The sequence below is a fragment of the Azorhizobium sp. AG788 genome (genome assembly GCF_943371865.1).
Lineage (GTDB): Bacteria > Pseudomonadota > Alphaproteobacteria > Rhizobiales > Xanthobacteraceae > Azorhizobium.
Genome location: NZ_CALRWL010000028.1, coordinates 1 through 15,709, shown reverse-complemented (window position 1 = coordinate 15,709; position 15,709 = coordinate 1). Strand labels below are relative to the sequence as shown.

General features: G+C 67.1%; 15 protein-coding genes and 2 pseudogenes. 9 read left to right on the top strand and 8 right to left on the bottom strand.

Annotated elements, in window-relative coordinates:
• Window positions 1–60 precede the first annotated feature (60 nt).
• The 4 genes and pseudogenes from AAG816_RS16390 to AAG816_RS16375 all read left to right on the top strand — a co-directional run.
• Window positions 61–390: pseudogene (locus AAG816_RS16390) on the top strand (response regulator); the annotation flags it as partial.
• A gap of 201 nt (window positions 391–591) precedes the next feature.
• Window positions 592–771 (top strand): annotated as a pseudogene (locus AAG816_RS16385) (helix-turn-helix domain-containing protein); the annotation flags it as partial.
• Window positions 772–1,316: 545 nt separating this feature from the next.
• Entirely contained in the window at window positions 1,317–2,957 is a 1,641-nt protein-coding gene (locus AAG816_RS16380; protein ID WP_341990731.1) for a L,D-transpeptidase family protein, read from the top strand.
• 465 nt (window positions 2,958–3,422) lie between these two features.
• Window positions 3,423–4,814: a DUF882 domain-containing protein gene (locus tag AAG816_RS16375; RefSeq protein WP_341990730.1), complete on the top strand. Its 1,392-nt coding sequence runs from the start codon at window positions 3,423–3,425 to the stop codon at window positions 4,812–4,814.
• 403 nt (window positions 4,815–5,217) lie between these two features.
• On the opposite strand, the gene AAG816_RS16370 is transcribed toward AAG816_RS16375, so the two are convergent.
• Together AAG816_RS16370 and AAG816_RS16365 are read right to left on the bottom strand one after the other, a co-directional pair.
• On the bottom strand, window positions 5,218–5,472 hold the full coding sequence (locus AAG816_RS16370; protein WP_341990729.1) for a DUF2312 domain-containing protein: 255 nt from the start codon (window positions 5,470–5,472) through the stop codon (window positions 5,218–5,220).
• A 414-nt stretch (window positions 5,473–5,886) separates the two neighbouring features.
• Window positions 5,887–6,192: a DUF1244 domain-containing protein gene (locus AAG816_RS16365; protein ID WP_341990728.1), complete on the bottom strand. Its 306-nt coding sequence runs from the start codon at window positions 6,190–6,192 to the stop codon at window positions 5,887–5,889.
• A gap of 237 nt (window positions 6,193–6,429) precedes the next feature.
• On the opposite strand from AAG816_RS16365, the gene AAG816_RS16360 reads away from it, so the two are divergent.
• From AAG816_RS16360 to pyk, 3 genes are all read left to right on the top strand, one after another.
• Window positions 6,430–7,329 (top strand): DMT family transporter, encoded by a 900-nt coding sequence (locus AAG816_RS16360; RefSeq protein WP_341990727.1) that lies wholly within the window; start codon window positions 6,430–6,432, stop codon window positions 7,327–7,329.
• Between the two features lie 160 nt (window positions 7,330–7,489).
• Window positions 7,490–7,999 carry a DUF1036 domain-containing protein gene (locus AAG816_RS16355; RefSeq protein WP_341990795.1) on the top strand — a complete coding sequence of 170 codons (510 nt, stop codon included), beginning with the start codon at window positions 7,490–7,492 and terminating at the stop codon, window positions 7,997–7,999.
• Between the two features lie 46 nt (window positions 8,000–8,045).
• On the top strand, window positions 8,046–9,473 hold the full coding sequence (gene pyk / locus AAG816_RS16350; protein ID WP_341990726.1) for a pyruvate kinase: 1,428 nt from the start codon (window positions 8,046–8,048) through the stop codon (window positions 9,471–9,473).
• A gap of 74 nt (window positions 9,474–9,547) precedes the next feature.
• On the opposite strand, the gene AAG816_RS16345 is transcribed toward pyk, so the two are convergent.
• The 6 genes from AAG816_RS16345 to AAG816_RS16320 form a co-directional block, all read right to left on the bottom strand.
• Window positions 9,548–10,369, bottom strand: coding sequence for a hypothetical protein (locus AAG816_RS16345; RefSeq protein ID WP_341990725.1), 822 nt, complete (start codon window positions 10,367–10,369; stop codon window positions 9,548–9,550).
• Window positions 10,370–10,462: 93 nt separating this feature from the next.
• The gene (gene ykgO, locus AAG816_RS16340) at window positions 10,463–10,588 is read right to left on the bottom strand and encodes a type B 50S ribosomal protein L36 (protein WP_341990724.1); all 126 of its coding nucleotides are present in this window, start codon (window positions 10,586–10,588) and stop codon (window positions 10,463–10,465) included.
• 199 nt (window positions 10,589–10,787) lie between these two features.
• Window positions 10,788–12,170: an AarF/ABC1/UbiB kinase family protein gene (locus AAG816_RS16335; protein WP_341990723.1), complete on the bottom strand. Its 1,383-nt coding sequence runs from the start codon at window positions 12,168–12,170 to the stop codon at window positions 10,788–10,790.
• Between the two features lie 24 nt (window positions 12,171–12,194).
• The gene (locus tag AAG816_RS16330; protein ID WP_341990722.1) at window positions 12,195–12,692 is read right to left on the bottom strand and encodes a DUF6790 family protein; all 498 of its coding nucleotides are present in this window, start codon (window positions 12,690–12,692) and stop codon (window positions 12,195–12,197) included.
• Between the two features lie 114 nt (window positions 12,693–12,806).
• Complete coding sequence (locus AAG816_RS16325; protein ID WP_341990721.1) at window positions 12,807–13,163, bottom strand: hypothetical protein; 357 nt, start codon at window positions 13,161–13,163, stop codon at window positions 12,807–12,809.
• 16 nt (window positions 13,164–13,179) lie between these two features.
• Complete coding sequence (locus AAG816_RS16320; RefSeq protein ID WP_341990720.1) at window positions 13,180–13,554, bottom strand: hypothetical protein; 375 nt, start codon at window positions 13,552–13,554, stop codon at window positions 13,180–13,182.
• A gap of 357 nt (window positions 13,555–13,911) precedes the next feature.
• Here AAG816_RS16320 and AAG816_RS16315 point away from each other — a divergent pair, with 357 nt between their 5' ends.
• Window positions 13,912–14,289, top strand: coding sequence for a DUF2946 family protein (locus AAG816_RS16315; protein ID WP_341990719.1), 378 nt, complete (start codon window positions 13,912–13,914; stop codon window positions 14,287–14,289).
• Between the two features lie 44 nt (window positions 14,290–14,333).
• Window positions 14,334–15,299 carry a DUF1775 domain-containing protein gene (locus tag AAG816_RS16310; protein ID WP_341990718.1) on the top strand — a complete coding sequence of 322 codons (966 nt, stop codon included), beginning with the start codon at window positions 14,334–14,336 and terminating at the stop codon, window positions 15,297–15,299.
• Window positions 15,300–15,709: the final 410 nt, after the last annotated feature.

Genomic DNA, 15,709 nt, shown 5'->3' with positions numbered 1-15,709 from the left:
GGTTGGTTTCGTTAACCTCGCCCGGCGAAGCTTGTGGGATTCGTGCGTGACCGGATTCCCATGACAGCCCGTATCCTCCTGGTAGAAGACGACTTTCTCGAACGCGCCCGGCTCGAATCGGCGCTCACTCATCTCGGATTCGTGGTGACCGCCTGCGGTGACGGCGATGCCGCGCTGGCGCGCCTCGCGGCCGAACCGTTCGACCTGATGCTTCTGGACCTGGTGCTGCCGGGGCTGGACGGCATGGGGGTTCTGGGCGTGCTGAAGGCGAGGGGGTGTCCCATTCCCGTCGTGGCTGCGGTGACGCACGCCGGGCTCGATGGCGCCGCCTCGGCGCTGCGGGCCGGCGCCCGCGACTTCGTGGTCAAGCCGGCGGGCACACTGCGCCTCAAGGTTGCGATCACGAATGCGTTGGCGCTGGCTGCCGCCAGCAGCCCCCGCCCGGAGATGGTGGCGGCACCTGCGGTGCGGGAGACGCACCTGCGTCTCGCCCACGATGCCGATGCGCTCGCGTGGGACGAGGCCGAGGAAATGCAGTCCGCGGAGGGGATTGCGGAGACGCTGCCTCTTGTGGACGCTGGCGGCCATGCCCGTCCGTTGGAGCAATTGGAGGCGGAAGTGATTCGCGCGGCGGTGGCCCTCTACGGCGGCCGGATGACCGAAGTCGCGCGCCGGCTCGGAATCGGGCGCTCAACCCTTTACCGAAAGCTTACGGCTTTAGGATTGCCTGTGACCGAGCGTTTTGCCCCGCTGGCTGTGGCGGCTGAGTGACAGAGCGGTGAAAACCGTCTGCCACGAGGGGTTGTGAATTGAACATCGTGCGGGGGCGCGCGACCACCGTGGAAAGAGTTGCAGTGATGGAGCGTCCCTTGGAGCGTCCTCTTCCCAGGCCGACGGCCGGTCGTGTGTTTGCCGGGCTGATGGTTGGGGCCGTGCTGGCGGGCGGTGCCCTGTCCGTCCCAGGCTTCGTCTCCGCGGTTCGCGCCGAAGGCAACGCATCCGACGCCACCTTGCCGGGCACAACCGGCCCCGCGTCTTCTGCCGCTGCACCGGAGGCGTCGCACCCCGCGCCTGCGGCCCACGCTCCCGTGCCGCATGTCCCGTGGCCGCCCAATCACGTGGATGTGGTGCCCGGACCTGCGCCGGTTCCCGCTGACACGGCGACAGCGCCCCATGCCGTTCCTCCGGTCGCGCAGTCGGCTACGCCGAAGGCTCCGTCGACCGCGGCCGCCTCTGAACCGGTGGCACCCCAGGGCGAACCCGCCCGATCGACAGCTTCAGCGCCGGCCGATGGCCCCGCGCCGGCGCAACCGGTGGTGAGCGCGCCGGCCCAGACCTCGGCTCCCGCGACCGGGGCGGCGGAAGCCCCCGCGCCGCAGTCCGCACCCGTTGTGGTGCAGGCTGCGCCCCTGAGCCCGCTGGCAGAACAGGTTCGCCTCCTGCTTGCCTTGCCCTCGCTGGAGGGGCTCGGCATCACCAAGCGCGAGCAGGATGCCATCCAGGCGTTTTATGCCGCGCGCCAGGACCAGCCGGTGTTCGTGGATGACCACGGCCTCACCGCCGTTGGTCGCGGTGTCGAAGCGCGTTTTGCCGCGGCAGGGGAAGATGGGCTAGATCCGGCCGATTATGGTCGGGCCAAATTGACCGCCAGCCCCGATCTTCCCGCGTTGGCGCGGGCCGAGGTTCGGCTGGCCGCGTCGGCGCTGCTCTATGCGCGGCATGCCCAGGCGGGCCGGTTCGATCCGTCGCGCATCTCGGCGCAGATTACCCCGCTGCGCACCTTCCCTGAGCCGAATGCGGTCTTGGTGGGCCTTGCCGCGGCGCCGGATGCGTCCAAGGCGCTAGCGGCTTACAATCCGACCCATCCCGGCTATTGGGCCTTGAAGGGCAAATTGGCGACCGCGCAAACCCGCACCAGCGGTCCGGTGCCGGTGCATGTGCCGGCGGGTTCGACGCTGCGGCCCGGCGATGTGGACCCTCGCGTTCCAGCGCTGCGCGCCCGCCTCAACCTGAAGTCGGCGGTGGCCGGAGACCGGCTCTATGATCAGGCGCTGGCCGGCGCGGTGATGGCCTATCAGGCCTCCGCCGGTCTCAATGCGGACGGGGTGGTGGGCGCTGCGACGCTGGAGGCCCTGAACCGGGTGGAGAGTGCCGCCGACCGGCGCTCCGACATCATCGCCAATATGGAGCGCTGGCGTTGGCTGCCGCGGGATCTCGGCAACACCTATGTGATGGTGAACATTCCCGAATATGTGGTCCGGGTGGTGCAGGCCGGCTCCACCGTCCACCAGACTCGCGTGGTGGTGGGCAAGCCGGAGAACCAGACTCCGCTGCTCACCCACGACATGGAATATGTCGTGCTGAACCCGTATTGGAACATCCCGCCGTCCATCGCCCGCAAGGAAATGCTGCCGAACCTGCAGCGCGACCCCTATTTCCTCGCCCGCCAGGGCATGGAAGTGGTGCGCAATGGCCGGGTGGTGGATCCGGGCACGGTGAATTGGGCCCAGGGCGTGGGCGGCTATTCGTTCCGGCAGCCCCCTGGCGAGCGCAATGCGCTCGGACGCATCAAGTTCATGTTCCCCAATGACCACTCGGTCTATCTGCACGACACGCCGTCAAAGGCATTGTTCGCCAATGATCGGCGCGCGTACAGCCACGGCTGCATCCGGGTCCAGGATCCGCTGAAGTTCGCCGAGGTGATTTTCAACCTGGGCATGCCGGGGCAGAACTGGACCGACGAGAAGATCGGCAAAATGCTGGGCGGTGCGGAGCGCTATCTCACTCTGAAGCAGCGCATTCCGGTGCACCTGGTCTATTTCACCACCTTCGTGGACGAGAGCGGCCGGCTGGTGTCGCGCGATGATGTCTACGGCACCAATGCGCAGGTCAAGGAGCTGCTGCATCTCGATCCGGAGCAGAAGCTGGCCACGCGCACCGCGCCGGTTCCCCGCTGATCGCGACGGCTTGGGCTGCTGCCAGGGCTGGAATATGATTGGATTGCAAGAGATGGAGGTGCACTGCTGCCTCCATTTTGCCGCGATGAGGAGCGGTATCCTGTTGTATCCGGTTTAGGTGTGCAGAAAATTTTCCTGTTAACTCCGTGTGCTAGAGCTTGCGTGTATCTTGCATGACACGGGGAACTGGCACGATTTTGCCATAGTGGGCCATTACTCACGGCACCGTGACCTGGGAGCGACGGGCGTCAACGTGCCCTTAACCGAACCCGACAAGACTCCGTTGAGCTTCGCACCGCGCGTACGCGCGCGGCCTGGATAGACCTGAGCCCCGGGTTCCGACCTTTGCCCATTGATAACGCACTCTTCGCGCCCCTCCGCAGCCGCCTCCAAGCCTGGACCTCATCCGGCAGAGGCGTTGCGACGCTGAAGGTCGGTCGGTATGTGGCGGTGGCGGTCTCCGTGATGGTGGGAGGCTCGACCTCGCTCCAGAATGCGGTGGCGAACGGGGACACCCGGACTCTTTCCTTTACCAATGCCCATACGGGCGAAAGCGGCTCCTACACCTTCAAGAAGGACGGTCGCTACGACACCGAAGTGCTCACCAAGCTAAATTGGATCATGCGCGATTGGCGCAAGGATGAGCCGACGGAGATGGACCCCCACCTGTTCGACGTGATCTGGGAAGTCTATCGCGACGTCGACGCTTCAGCACCGATCACCATCCTGTGCGGCTATCGCTCGCCGCAGACCAATTCCATGCTGCGCTCCCGCAGCAAGGCGGTGGCCGAAACCAGCCAGCACATGCGCGGCAAGGCGATGGATTTCTATATCCCCGGCGTGCAGCTCTCGTCGCTGCGGGCCGCCGGCCTGCGGCTGCAGCGGGGCGGTGTCGGCTTCTATCCGTCCTCCAATTTCGTCCATATGGATACCGGCGGCGTGCGCATGTGGCCGCGCATGAGCCACGACGAACTGGCGCGCCTGTTCCCCGATGGCAAGACGGTTCTGGTCCCCAGCGATGGCAAGCCGCTCTCCGGCTACCATGAGGCGCTGGCCGAATTGGAATCCCGCGGCAATGCCCCCGCCGAAGTGGCCCAGGCCGACGGCCTGAAGGGCATCAAGAAGTTCTTCGCCTCGCTGTTCACCAAGCAGTTGCCGGAAGAGAGCGACGCGGGTGAAGAAGAGGCCGCCCGTCCGAGCCGCAGCCAGCGTCCGACCCAGGTGGCGTCCGCCGCTCCTGCCAAGCCGGCGCCGGCCCCGGTGGCCCAGGCCGCCCAGCCGGTGGTCACTGCGGTTGCCGCCCGGCCGCTGCCTCCGGCGCGCCCGGCGGAGATCGCCGCCGCGACCATGATGACGGCGCAGGCGGTCAATGCCCCCCTGGCCCCTCTGCCCTTGAAGCGTCCGGTCGCGCCGACCCAGGTGGCGAACCTGCAGATGCCGGGTAGCGTCCCGCTACCCGCCGTCATCACCCGCGGCGTCAGCGAGCAGTCGGGTACTGCCGGCACGACCTTGCTCGGCTATGCCGCAACCGGCGATATCATGGGCAGCTTGCCGGCCAATGCCGCCGTGGCGGCGGCGCCGCAACCCAAGTTGCGGACTGCCGCACGCTCGGCGGATATCCCCTTCGGCCGTCTGTTCCGCGCGCCGGGCCTGACCGGGGAGGCCTATCTGAAGATGCCGGAGACCCGCGTCTTCACCGCCTTCATCACCGCCCCGCGCGAGGTGGTCGCCACCGGCTTCGGCGCCGATCCCACCGGCGGGCTCTCCACGGCGCGCTTCAGCGGTGAGGCGGTGGTCTCTCTGCCCACTTATGTCTTCCAGGCTCAGCCGGTGCGCTTGAGCCAGCGGCTGCCCTGATAAGCTGCGTTGACCCTCGGCCTCGCCACGCGCGATCCCGACCGCACTGAACGATCTGCCTGCATTTGGGATCGGACGTGAAGTGTGCGGGGCGGGAGAGCGGTGCGGTCGCGTGCTGCTATCTCGATCCAACTGACACTGGGGCGATCCAGTCCGTCCCGTCCGCGGCGATGTCCATCATGGGGACCGATGCCCGCGTCCAGGATGCGTTTGGCTGCACACCAAGGGACGCCCAAGCGGAAGACCGCCGACAGGCGCAATAACCTTGCATCTACGGGAAATGGTATCTCCGGGAAATGCCTGTGCCCCGTGCGGGGACGGCGCGGCCCTGCGGCCGCGAGGCAGCCATCCGGCTGCGTCGGGCTCGGCGCTTTGATCGCCGGCGCGCGGCCGGCGTCACTCCTCAGACGAGGCCGAGGGCCTGCATGTAGAGTTCAAGGATCGCTTCCTGCTCCTGACGCTCCTGCGCGTCCTGACGGCGGATCTGCACCAGCTTGCGAACGGCCTTCGCATCGAAGCCGCGGGCCTTCAGCTCCGCATAGACATCCTTGATGTCGTCCGCGATGGCCTTCTTTTCCTCTTCCAGCCGCTCAATGCGCTCGACGAACTGCTTCAGTTCCTCAGCGGCAACGCCGGTATCCGCCACATCTGCCGTCATCGTCTCACTCCTGCTGCGCAGCGTGGCTGAAGCCACCATCGACCGTGCCGTGACCGGCGGGATCGATGCTGCATCGTCAAATTCAATCGGCGCGAACCTGGGACAGGTTCACGCTCCGCCCTGCAAACGGCGCGCTGCGCCGGACGCTGCGCTGCCCGTCTGCAAAGGCCGGAGGGCGAGGATAGAGGGGGCATTGCGTGGCCCACGTCAAGGAAGCGTCCCCGCAATCCACCTATGCGCGGCCGCCGACGGGCAAGAATCCTTTGCACCACAGGATTTCGGCAGGCGCCGGGCTCCGATGTGCGGCTTCAACGCCTCCCGCGCCGGCAGGCCGGGGCGCAACGGTCGGAGAATCGCTTCGCCCGGCGCCGCGGCGCCTGACCAGCCACGGAGGCTGGTCCTGTGGCGCCAAACTCAGTGCTCCGGCTTCGCCGCTTCGAACGCGGCTTTCTGGGCGGGGGTGGCTTCGCTCTGGTGCAGCGCCTTCCAGGCCTCATAGGGCATGCCGTAGACGCGCTCGCGGCTTTCGTCCTTGGTCACCGGCAATCCGTCCGCCTGTGCAGCCTCCAGATACCAGTTCGACAGGCAGTTGCGGCAGAAGCCGGCAAGATTCATCAAATCGATGTTCTGCACATCGGTGCGCTCGCCGAGATGCGCCACCAGCCGCCGAAAGACAGCGGCTTCAAGACGGATCTGCTCGTCGTCCGATAGGCGCGTCATGGACGGTCTCCTTCTGAGGGGGGCTCCACCAGGCGCGATCAAGGTGATCGTTGCAGGTATGGCGCCATGCTTGCTCTCTTCGGGATGTGGCGCGCGCGCGCCTTTCGTGCAAGCCTTGGCGCACCGGATCTGCCGCCACGACCTGAACGTCGCGGGCTTCGGTCCCGCCTTGGTGTCCTTCCTGCCGCAGGTTCGTGCGTCCGTGTTCATTCCCCTGCCGCCGCGTGGCTCCCAGCCGTGAGCCAAGTCCCCGCTGAGCCTTTGCGTCTGGCCTTTGGCGTCTCCGCTCTGGTGGCCGGGGCGCTGGCCATGGGCGCCTCGGTGCTGTTCGTGCGTCTGGCGGACGTCGGCCCGTTCGCCAGTGCGTTCTGGCGCACCGCCTTGGCGCTGCCGTTCCTGCTCGCCTGGGCCATGGCCGAGACCGGGCAGCGGCCCCCCTTGCCGGATCGGGCCTCGCTACTGGCTGGGCTGTTTTTCGCCGGCGACCTGATTTTCTGGCATCTGGCCATCCTCGGCACCACGGTGGCAAACGCGGCGGTTCTGGCCACCACCTCGCCCCTGTGGGTGGCGCTCTACGCCTTCCTGGTGCTGAAGGAGAAGCTGACCTGGCCGCTCGCCGCCGGCCTTTTGCTGTGCGTGGCCGGCACCTTGGCGCTGATCGGCGACAGCTGGCAGTTTGCCCCCGATAAGCTGCCGGGCGATGCCGCCGGGCTGATCACCGCCATGTTCTTCGCCGCCTATTTCCTGGCGGTGCGTCAGGCGCGGGGGCGGTTCGGCGCCGGGCTGGTGACGTTCCTGTCCACTGCCGTCACCTCCCTGGTGCTGCTGGCCGTGGCCCTGGTTCTGGAGCCGACCTTGATCCCCTCCAGCGTGTCCGGCGCCCTGGCGCTGCTGGCCCTGGCGGTGGTGAGCCAGGTGGGCGGGCAGGGATTGATGGCGGTGGGATTGGCGGTGGTGCCGCCGGTGTTCGGCGCCCTGGTGTTCTTCCTGGAGGTGGTGTCCGCGGCCGCTCTGGGCTGGCTGGTTCTGGGCGAGCGTCTGGGGGCGTTGCAGGGCGCGGGCGCGGGCCTCATCGTGCTGGGATTGTTCCTCGCCCGGCCGCGGGCCGTGCCCACCCCGCCGGCGTCCCTGCCATGAGCCGCCTCGCTGCCGCCGTGATCAGGCGAGAGAAGACAGCAAACCATGGATCCGTCGGCATGTTGACGACGGTCCCAGGCACGGGCACACACACATCCCGATGTTGCTTTCTCCGTCTCAGCGCTTGCCAGGCATGACCCGCTCTCAGCTTCTCCGGCGCATGGCCCATCGGCTGTTCACGCTCGTGGCGCTGGCGGGAACCGCCGGCCTGTTCAGCCTGGTGGCGACGCCGGCGGCGGCGGATTTCCGCCTGTGCAACCGCACCCAGAGCCGGGTCGGGGTGGCCATCGGCTACAAGGAAGGCGACATCTGGGCCACGGAGGGCTGGTGGAACGTCTCCGCCAACAGCTGCGAGACCCTGTTGCGGGGCGATCTCGTCGCGCGCTTCTATTATCTGTACGCGGTGGACTACGACCAGGGCGGCGAGTGGTCCGGCAAGGCGTTCATGTGCACGCGGGACAAGGAATTCACCATCAGGGGCGTGGAGGACTGCCTGGCACGGGGGTTCGACAAGACCGGCTTCCTGGAGGTGGACACCAACGAGCAAAAGGGCTGGACGGTGCAATTGACCGAGGGCAACCAGAGCCCGGCTCGCGTCTCCACCGGCACCCCGCCCGCCGGCATTCCCATGCCGCTGCCCGCGCCGCCGTCACGGGCGAAGACGCCATAGAAATCAGCTAAGCTCTGCCGCAAAGGCGGGATCAGGAGGGGCGATCATGAGACGGCAAAGGCGCACAAAGATCGTTGCAACCCTTGGGCCGGCTTCGTCCGACCCCGCCGTGATCGAGCAGCTGTTCCTGGCCGGTGCGGACGTGTTCCGCATCAACATGAGCCACACCACCCATGAGGCTCTGGGCCAGTTCGTCACCGACATCCGCGCCATTGAGGAGCGCTATCGCCGGCCGATCGGCATTCTGGCCGACCTCCAGGGTCCGAAGCTGCGCATCGCCGCGTTCCAGGACGGGGCCACCATCCTCAAGGCCGGGGCGCAGTTCGTGCTGGATGGCGACCCCACGCCCGGCGATGCCAGCCGGGTTCACCTGCCGCATCCCGAGATCCTGGCCGCTCTGGCGGCGGGCGATACGCTGCTGCTGGATGACGGCAAGGTCCGCCTGAAAGTCCTGTCCGCCACGCCGGATCGGGCGGTGACCGAGGTGGTGGTGGGCGGGCGCCTGTCCAACCGCAAGGGCGTGAGCCTGCCCGATACCCTCATCCCCGCCTCGGCCTTGACGCCGAAGGATCGCGCCGACCTGGACGCGGCCTTGCAGGCCGGGGCGGACTGGATCGCGCTGTCCTTCGTGCAGCGGCCGGAGGATGTGGCCGAGGCCCGCAAGATCACCCGCGGCCGGGCGGGCATCCTGGTGAAGGTGGAGAAGCCGCAAGCAGTGGCGCGGCTTGCCGAGATCATGGAATTGTCGGACGCGCTGATGGTGGCGCGGGGCGATCTGGGGGTGGAATTGCCGCTGGAGCGGGTGCCGGGGCTGCAGAAGCAGATGACCCGCGCCGCCCGCCGCTCCGGCACGCCGGTGGTGGTGGCGACCCAGATGCTGGAGAGCATGATCTCCTCGCCGGTGCCCACCCGCGCCGAGGTCTCGGACGTGGCCACCGCCGTGTTCGAGGGGGCCGATGCCATTATGCTGTCAGCGGAATCCGCCGCCGGGCAATATCCGGTGGAGGCGGTGGCGACCATGAACCGCATCGCCGAGGAGGTGGAGAGCGACCCCACCTATCGGGCGGTGATCGATGCCCAGCGACCGGCGCCGGAGCCGACAACGGCCGATGCCATCGCCGCCGCCACCCGCCAGATCGCGGAAACGCTGGATCTGGGGGCGGTGGTGTGCTGGACCGCCTCGGGCGCCACCGCGGTGCGGGTGGCCCGCGAACGGCCGCGGCCGCTGATCATCGCCCTGACGCCCAACCCCGCCACCGGCCGGCGGCTGACCCTGTCCTGGGGGGTGCATTGCGTGGTGACGGAGGATGCCCACGACACCGGCGACATGGTGGACCGGGCCTGCGAACTGGCGCAATCGGAAGGGTTTGCGCGGCCGGGGCAGCGGATCATCGTGGTGGCGGGGGTGCCGTTCGGGACCCCGGGGGCGACCAATATGATCCGCATCGCCTTCGTGCCCAGCGGCCCGGCCTAGGGGCGGGCAGGGGGCAGGCGGCGCGCTAAGTCCTTGTCCTGACGCGGTTTCCGCAAACCGCTTGGCGGCCCGGCTCAGATGCCGCGGCCGTCCACCTTGGTGGCGAGCTGGCTTTCCAGCTCCTTGGCGGCGGTCAAATGCGGGTTGATGGCCAGGGCCCGGCGGGCGGCCTCCAAAGCGTGGGCGTCATCGCCCAGTTCCCGCAGGATCATGGCCATGCCCAGAAGGATCGTGAAGTGGCGCGGCTCGCGGGCCAGGACTTCGCGAATATCGGCCATGGCGCCGGCATAGTCATCCTGAAGATAAAGCACCGTTGCCCGGCGGCTGAAGCCGGCCAGAGAGTCCGGATCCTGCTCCACCACTTCATCCAGCAGCGCCACGGAGAGGTCGTATTGCTTGGAGTCCGCCGCCAGATTGGCGCGGGCCAGCAGGATGTCGGCACCGGTGCTGGTGGTCTCGGACATCAGCGTGTCCAGTCGCTCCGCCAGGATCTTGGCGCTGGCCTCGTCCGGGGCGAGGCGCAGGGCCTCAAACATGGCGTCCAATTGGGCGCGCTTGTCGCGGGGGAGCTTGGGGCGGACGGGGGCCGGTTGGGCGGTGTCCGGGGCGGCGGCGGGCGCCTCGCGGCCGGATTTGGGCACCGGGCCGGTGGTCTGGGCGGCGAGCGGGAGGCTCAAGCCGACCAGAGCCGTCACCGCAATGGCACACAGGCGGATGATCGCGCTATTCCGGTGGGAAATACCGGGGAACAGAGGCGATGGACGCGCTGTTCCGGCATGCGACACACGGGGAATGCGACACACGAAATCCAGCCGCCGCACCGCGTCGAGAACGCGGGTGCGGGACAATCGGCGGGTAAAACCGGAAATCCGGAGGGCCGTGCGCGAAAGCATCATGGCTCAAGTTTCGGGCGCATCGGTGCGCCCGTCAACCGTTGTGTGGGCGCGCCACGCAACGGTGATCGCGCCGCCTGACGGCGGCGCGGATCATCAACCCTGGCGCGCCTTGTAGCGCTTCTGGGTCTTGTTGATGATGTACATGCGGCCCTTGCGGCGCACCAGACGGTTGTCGCGGTGACGGCCGATGAGGGACTTGAGCGAATTCCGGATCTTCATGACACTAGCTTTCGACTTGCCTCGGCCGACCGCGGCGCGCTGAACCGCGCGGCTCGTCAGACCCGTGGAATGGAACAGAGCCGGCGTGATACGGGCCGGCGCCGCCGATGTCAATGTCCGGGGCGCCGCGAAAGCGACCCCCGGCCCAGGTTGCGCACAGCCCCACCGCAGCGGGGCCGGCCTCTTAAAGCCCCAAAGCTTAAAGCCCCACTTGGGCCAGCGCCGCGCTTTGCCGTGCCGCCACCTGCTCTTGCGAGAAATCGCCGATGGCGGCCTCGAACAACTGATGAAAGTTCAGTTCCGCCTTCAGATGCAGGAACACCGCCCCGAGGCCAATGGCGGCGCGGTCCATGAACACGAATTCCCGCGGCACCGTCACCGGCCCCAGCCGCTTCAAGGCGGTGTGGACCTGGAACGCTTCCCGCCGGCCGTAATGGCCCGGCTCCACCCCATCGGCGATGGTGCGCACCCGGTCGTCCAGCAGCGGCCCATAGATAAAGCGCGCCCAGATGTTCAGCACCTCGATCAGTTCGCGGGTGAGGCCCTTGAAGCCCCAGGTCTCATAGGCATGCACCACGCGGGCCTCATCGCCGGAGCCGAGGCCCCGATAGAGATCCACCACCCCGGCCACGAAGCGCGGCGGGAAGATGCGGATGCAGCCGTAATCCAACAAATTGATGCCCTGCGGCGCGCCGGCCTCATCCACGAACACGGTGTAATTGCCCAGATGCGGGTCGCCATGGATGACGCCATAGCGGCTGAACGGCAGCCACCAGGCGGTGAACATGGCCTGCGCCAGCCGGTTGCGCTCCTCTAGCGAATGGTCGGTGAAGCCGAGGATCTTCTGCCCCTCCAGCCATTCCAGGGTGAGCAGGCGGCCGGTGGAGAGATCGGCGCGCACGCGCGGCACCCGGACCTGCGGGTCATCCGCCAGCATCAGGCGATAGAGATCGGCGTGCTTGGCCTCGCGGCGATAGTCCAGTTCCTCGCGCACCCGCGCGCCGATCTCGCCGGCGATCTCGCGGGTGTCGATGGCCGCATCCATGCGGCGATGGAGCGAGAACAGAATGTCCAATTGGTTGAGGTCGGCCTCCACGGCGGCCTGCATGTCGGGATATTGCAGCTTGCAGGCCAAAGCCTCGCCATCCAGCGCCACCGCCCGGTGCACTTGGCCTAAGGAGGCGGCGGCGGCGGGCTTGTGCTCGAACGAGGAAAAGCGGCTTTCCCAGTCGCGGCCCAGTTCGGCCATCATGCGGCGGCGCACGAACGCCCAGCCCATGGGCGGGGCATCGCTCTGCAGCTTCTGCAGTTCGGCGGCATAATCGGGCGGCAGCAGATCGGGAATGGTGGCCATCAACTGGGCCACCTTCATCAGCGGCCCCTTCAGCGATCCCAGCGCCGCCGAGAGCGCGGCGGCATTGCCGGCGCCGGCCCCGCCCATCAGCCGTGCGCCGGCCATGCGGGCGGCCACCCCGCCCACATTGGCCCCCACCCGCGCATAACGGGCGGCGCGGGCGGAGAAGCGGTTGCGTTCGGCATCGTCAGGGGTGTTGGGGGTATCGGAACCGGGAGTCTTGGACATGGGGCGCCTTATCTGTCCCCCTTGTTACGGCATGCGGCGCCGTGCGGATCGCCAGGTGAGGCCGAGCAGGATGAGCAGGGCCAGGGGGGTGAGCACATCCGTATAGAGAATGGGGCCTGCATTGCCCGCCGCAAGGTTGCCGGTGGTGGCAATCTGCACCACATGGCCCACGGCGGCGCCGCCGAGAAAGCCGCAGGTCATCACCGCCACCGCCAGCCGATAGCCCCAATCGCGATAGATCGCGCCGATCAGCCCGGCGAGGCCGATGCCGAGATTGGCCACCCCCACCTCGAACTGGAACGGGCTCGGCGCCCAGCCGATGCTGGCCGCCGCCTGGGCGCCGAACACGATATGCCCCAGCGCCGCCCACAGCCCCATGAGGCCGACGGGAAACAGCAGAATGCCGACGATCAGCCGATCGGCGATGAAGCCGAAGGAGCGCCGGCCGGGTGCGCGGACGATGGCGAAGACGGCATAGGCGAGGGCCAAGGCCCACATTAGCAGCGGAAACCAGAAAACCATTGTGTGCCCCCCCCGGCTGTGACGCCCCGGCGGCGTCGCGCCGGCATTGCCTGATAATATTCCGCCGAAATGCTGGATTAAGGAAAAAGCCCCGAATTGCTCCGGGGCTCTGTCCTACTTCGCTTTGCCCTTCGGAGCTTGCCAGTTGATTTTCTCTTTCAGGAAATTGTCCACCTCATCGGCGGCCATCGAAGCTGTTGCCCAATTTTGGTTGAGGGCGTCTTCTCGTTCAAGTGGCTGATGATTGTCCCAGTAGGAGCCGTAGATGCGCTCGGAGTCACCAACCTTGTAGGTAATACGATAACAGGGCTGATAGCCTCTGCCGGTCACCCCAATCTTGACTTCGGCGTTGCCGTGCTGTTTTGCGCAGTTCATCATTTTATGACGAACGCCCGCGACATACTCGCGGGGATTCTTGAGTGTTTCCCATACAGAAGCAACAGTCGAATATGGTGTGATATTACCTATCATATCTTCCTCCCAGGGCTCATTTTCGCGTGTCGAGGAAGGAAACGAAGAGCTTCTTTCGCTTCAGCCCGCCTGCTGCTTCCCAGTCCTTCTTGCGGTTCTTCACCGCTGTCTGGGTGACAGACATCTTGCGGCCCGCCGAGTTGTAGCCAGCACCCTGATCGAGAAGGCGGAACAGGATTTCCACGCCCTCAGGGGTCAGGTTGTGACCGTTTTTGTTGCGGGGGTCACGACAGTGCTCATCGGTGGGATCGTTGAAGTTGACGCCACCCGTTGGCGTCTTGGCCTCAGGAATGAGGCGTTGAAGGAGAGCGTCAAAGCTCCGTTCAACGCTAGCGTGTACGTCTTGCCGTGCGGCTTCGATGGCAGCGCGGAGCTCATCAGTTTGGTTCATAGAGAAAAACCTTTTTTCTCGGTGCCTTCGTGAGACCATCTCTCGAAGTGCTGAAAGAGCATATACCTATGCTCTACACTAAGTGCAATCCCTGAGTTTGTTTTTGGCAGTTTCAGAGTGACGTTCGTCCCGCAGGCGCTGGAATTTATGGCCGCCATTGGGGCGCAAAGCAGATGTCACTGAAAGCGCAGTCGAGAGCCGGTACGCGGCAGGGTATGCCTTCGCCTTCAGACCTGTAAGCGGAGGTTCATCGACACTGCCAGTCCAAGGCGGTCTCGGATCACGCCGGCCCCCACCCAGCCCCTGCGGCGCCTTCAGCCCTTGCCTCCCGTCATCAGCCGTCCTAAGCCCGCTGTCATGACGACGCGCAGCGGCACGGTGCAGGCGGTGGGCAGGTGGGTTTCCCGCCTGGTGCTGGCCTATGCGCTGCTGTGCCAGATGCTGGTGGGCGGCATCGCCGCCACCGAGCATGCGGTGGGTGTCGCCACCGGCGTGATCTGCCAGGGCCACAGCGAGGGCGGCTCCGATAGCGGCGATGCCGACCATACCGCCTTGTGCTGCGCCTTCGGCTGCCTGGCGGCGGCGGCACCCGCCGCGCTCGATCCGCCCGCGTCCATTGCCCTGGCCTTTCCCGAGCCGCAGCGGCTGGCGGCGGCGACCCCAACCTCCGAGCGCGCGGCAGCGCCGGTGCGGCATGTCTCCTTTGCGGCGCGGGGGCCTCCGGCGCGCGGCTGATCCCGTGCGCTTGAAACCCTCAAAAACCGTTCAGGAGACGTTCCATGTTCTCTCGCCCCATGTTTTCTCGCCTTGCCGCGCGCGCCCTTCCCGTGGCCGCCCTCGCTTCCGCTTTGATCGCCGGCCCCGCCGCCGCCCATGTGACGCTGGCCCCCAATCAGGCCCAGGCCGGCACCTCCATCCGCACCGCCTTGCGCGTGCCCCATGGCTGCGACGGCAGCGCCACCACCGCCATCAAGGTCACCATTCCCGAGGGCGTGGTGGGCGTGAAGCCCATGCCGAAGGCCGGCTGGACCGTGGCCACCGAAACCGCGCCTTATGCCAAGCCCTACACCTCCCATGGCAAGACCATCAGCGAAGGGGTGAAGTCCATCACCTGGTCCGGCGGCAACCTGCCCGACGCGCAATATGAGGAATTCATCTTCATCGGCTCGGTGCAGGCGGATGCCGGTGGGCAGAATTTGGCGTTCCCGGTGCTGCAGACCTGCGAGAAGGGCGCCACCGACTGGTCCGAAATGGCCATGCAGGGCCAGCCCATGCCGCCGCGCCCCGCGCCGCTGCTGAAGGTGGCCGCTGCGGCCGCGCCGGCCGGCGTCATCAAGGTGGGCGATCTGACCCTCGATGCCCCCTGGAGCCGGGCAACCCCCGGTGGCGCCAAGGTGGCCGGCGGCTTCCTGAAGATCACCAATACCGGCACCACCCCGGACCGGCTGGTCTCCGCCACCTTTGAACAGTCCGGGCGGGTGGAGATCCACGAAATGGCCATGAACAATGGCGTCATGACCATGCGTCCGCTGGCCGCCGGGCTGGAGATCGCGCCGGGCAAGAGCGTCGAGCTGGCGCCGGGCGGCTTCCACCTGATGTTCATGGACCTGAAGCAGCCGCTGAAGGAAGGCGAGAAGGTCAAGGGCGTCCTGGTGTTCCAGAAGGCCGGCAAGGTGGATGTCACCTTCGACGTGCGCGGCCTCGGCGCCAGCGCCCCCGCGGCAGCCGGCGGCCACCAGCATTGAGCCTCTTTCTCTCGCGATGACAGCGGGCGCCGGTTCCACCGGCGCCCGTTTGCGTTTGCGCATAGGCGCCGGCTGAAGCTGTTCTCCGACCAAGCTCTACCCGCCGTGCGGGCGGACCGGGGCCGTTTCACCCCCCTCCCCAGCCCTCCCCCGCACGGGGGGAGGGGGCGCGTTGCGTCGGGAGGGGCCGGCCCGCCATGCCGGGACGGACACCTCAAATCTTGGCGACGCCCTTGCGGATTTCACCCTCCCCCCTTGCGGGGGCAGGGGAATCGCATTTGGCAGTTGTCGATTTTGGCGAAACGGATTCGATTGGTGGGCGGCGTAGAGGAGGCGCCGCCGATGTCCTGTTTGATCTCGATCTTCGACGACATCCCCGATCCGCGTGCCGGTAATGCGCGTCATCGTCT

Coding starts and splice junctions, on each gene's coding strand:
- AAG816_RS16315 (WP_341990719.1), top strand. CDS start 13,912: ATGACGACGCGCAGCGGCACGGTGCAGGCGGTGGGCAGGTGGGTTTCC.
- AAG816_RS16365 (WP_341990728.1), bottom strand. CDS start 6,192: ATGACGCGCCTATCGGACGACGAGCAGATCCGTCTTGAAGCCGCTGTC.
- AAG816_RS16325 (WP_341990721.1), bottom strand. CDS start 13,163: ATGATAGGTAATATCACACCATATTCGACTGTTGCTTCTGTATGGGAA.
- AAG816_RS16310 (WP_341990718.1), top strand. CDS start 14,334: ATGTTCTCTCGCCCCATGTTTTCTCGCCTTGCCGCGCGCGCCCTTCCC.
- AAG816_RS16370 (WP_341990729.1), bottom strand. CDS start 5,472: ATGACGGCAGATGTGGCGGATACCGGCGTTGCCGCTGAGGAACTGAAG.
- AAG816_RS16320 (WP_341990720.1), bottom strand. CDS start 13,554: ATGAACCAAACTGATGAGCTCCGCGCTGCCATCGAAGCCGCACGGCAA.
- pyk (WP_341990726.1), top strand. CDS start 8,046: ATGAGACGGCAAAGGCGCACAAAGATCGTTGCAACCCTTGGGCCGGCT.
- ykgO (WP_341990724.1), bottom strand. CDS start 10,588: ATGAAGATCCGGAATTCGCTCAAGTCCCTCATCGGCCGTCACCGCGAC.
- AAG816_RS16355 (WP_341990795.1), top strand. CDS start 7,490: ATGGCCCATCGGCTGTTCACGCTCGTGGCGCTGGCGGGAACCGCCGGC.
- AAG816_RS16345 (WP_341990725.1), bottom strand. CDS start 10,369: ATGATGCTTTCGCGCACGGCCCTCCGGATTTCCGGTTTTACCCGCCGA.
- AAG816_RS16375 (WP_341990730.1), top strand. CDS start 3,423: ATGGTGGGAGGCTCGACCTCGCTCCAGAATGCGGTGGCGAACGGGGAC.
- AAG816_RS16335 (WP_341990723.1), bottom strand. CDS start 12,170: ATGTCCAAGACTCCCGGTTCCGATACCCCCAACACCCCTGACGATGCC.
- AAG816_RS16330 (WP_341990722.1), bottom strand. CDS start 12,692: ATGGTTTTCTGGTTTCCGCTGCTAATGTGGGCCTTGGCCCTCGCCTAT.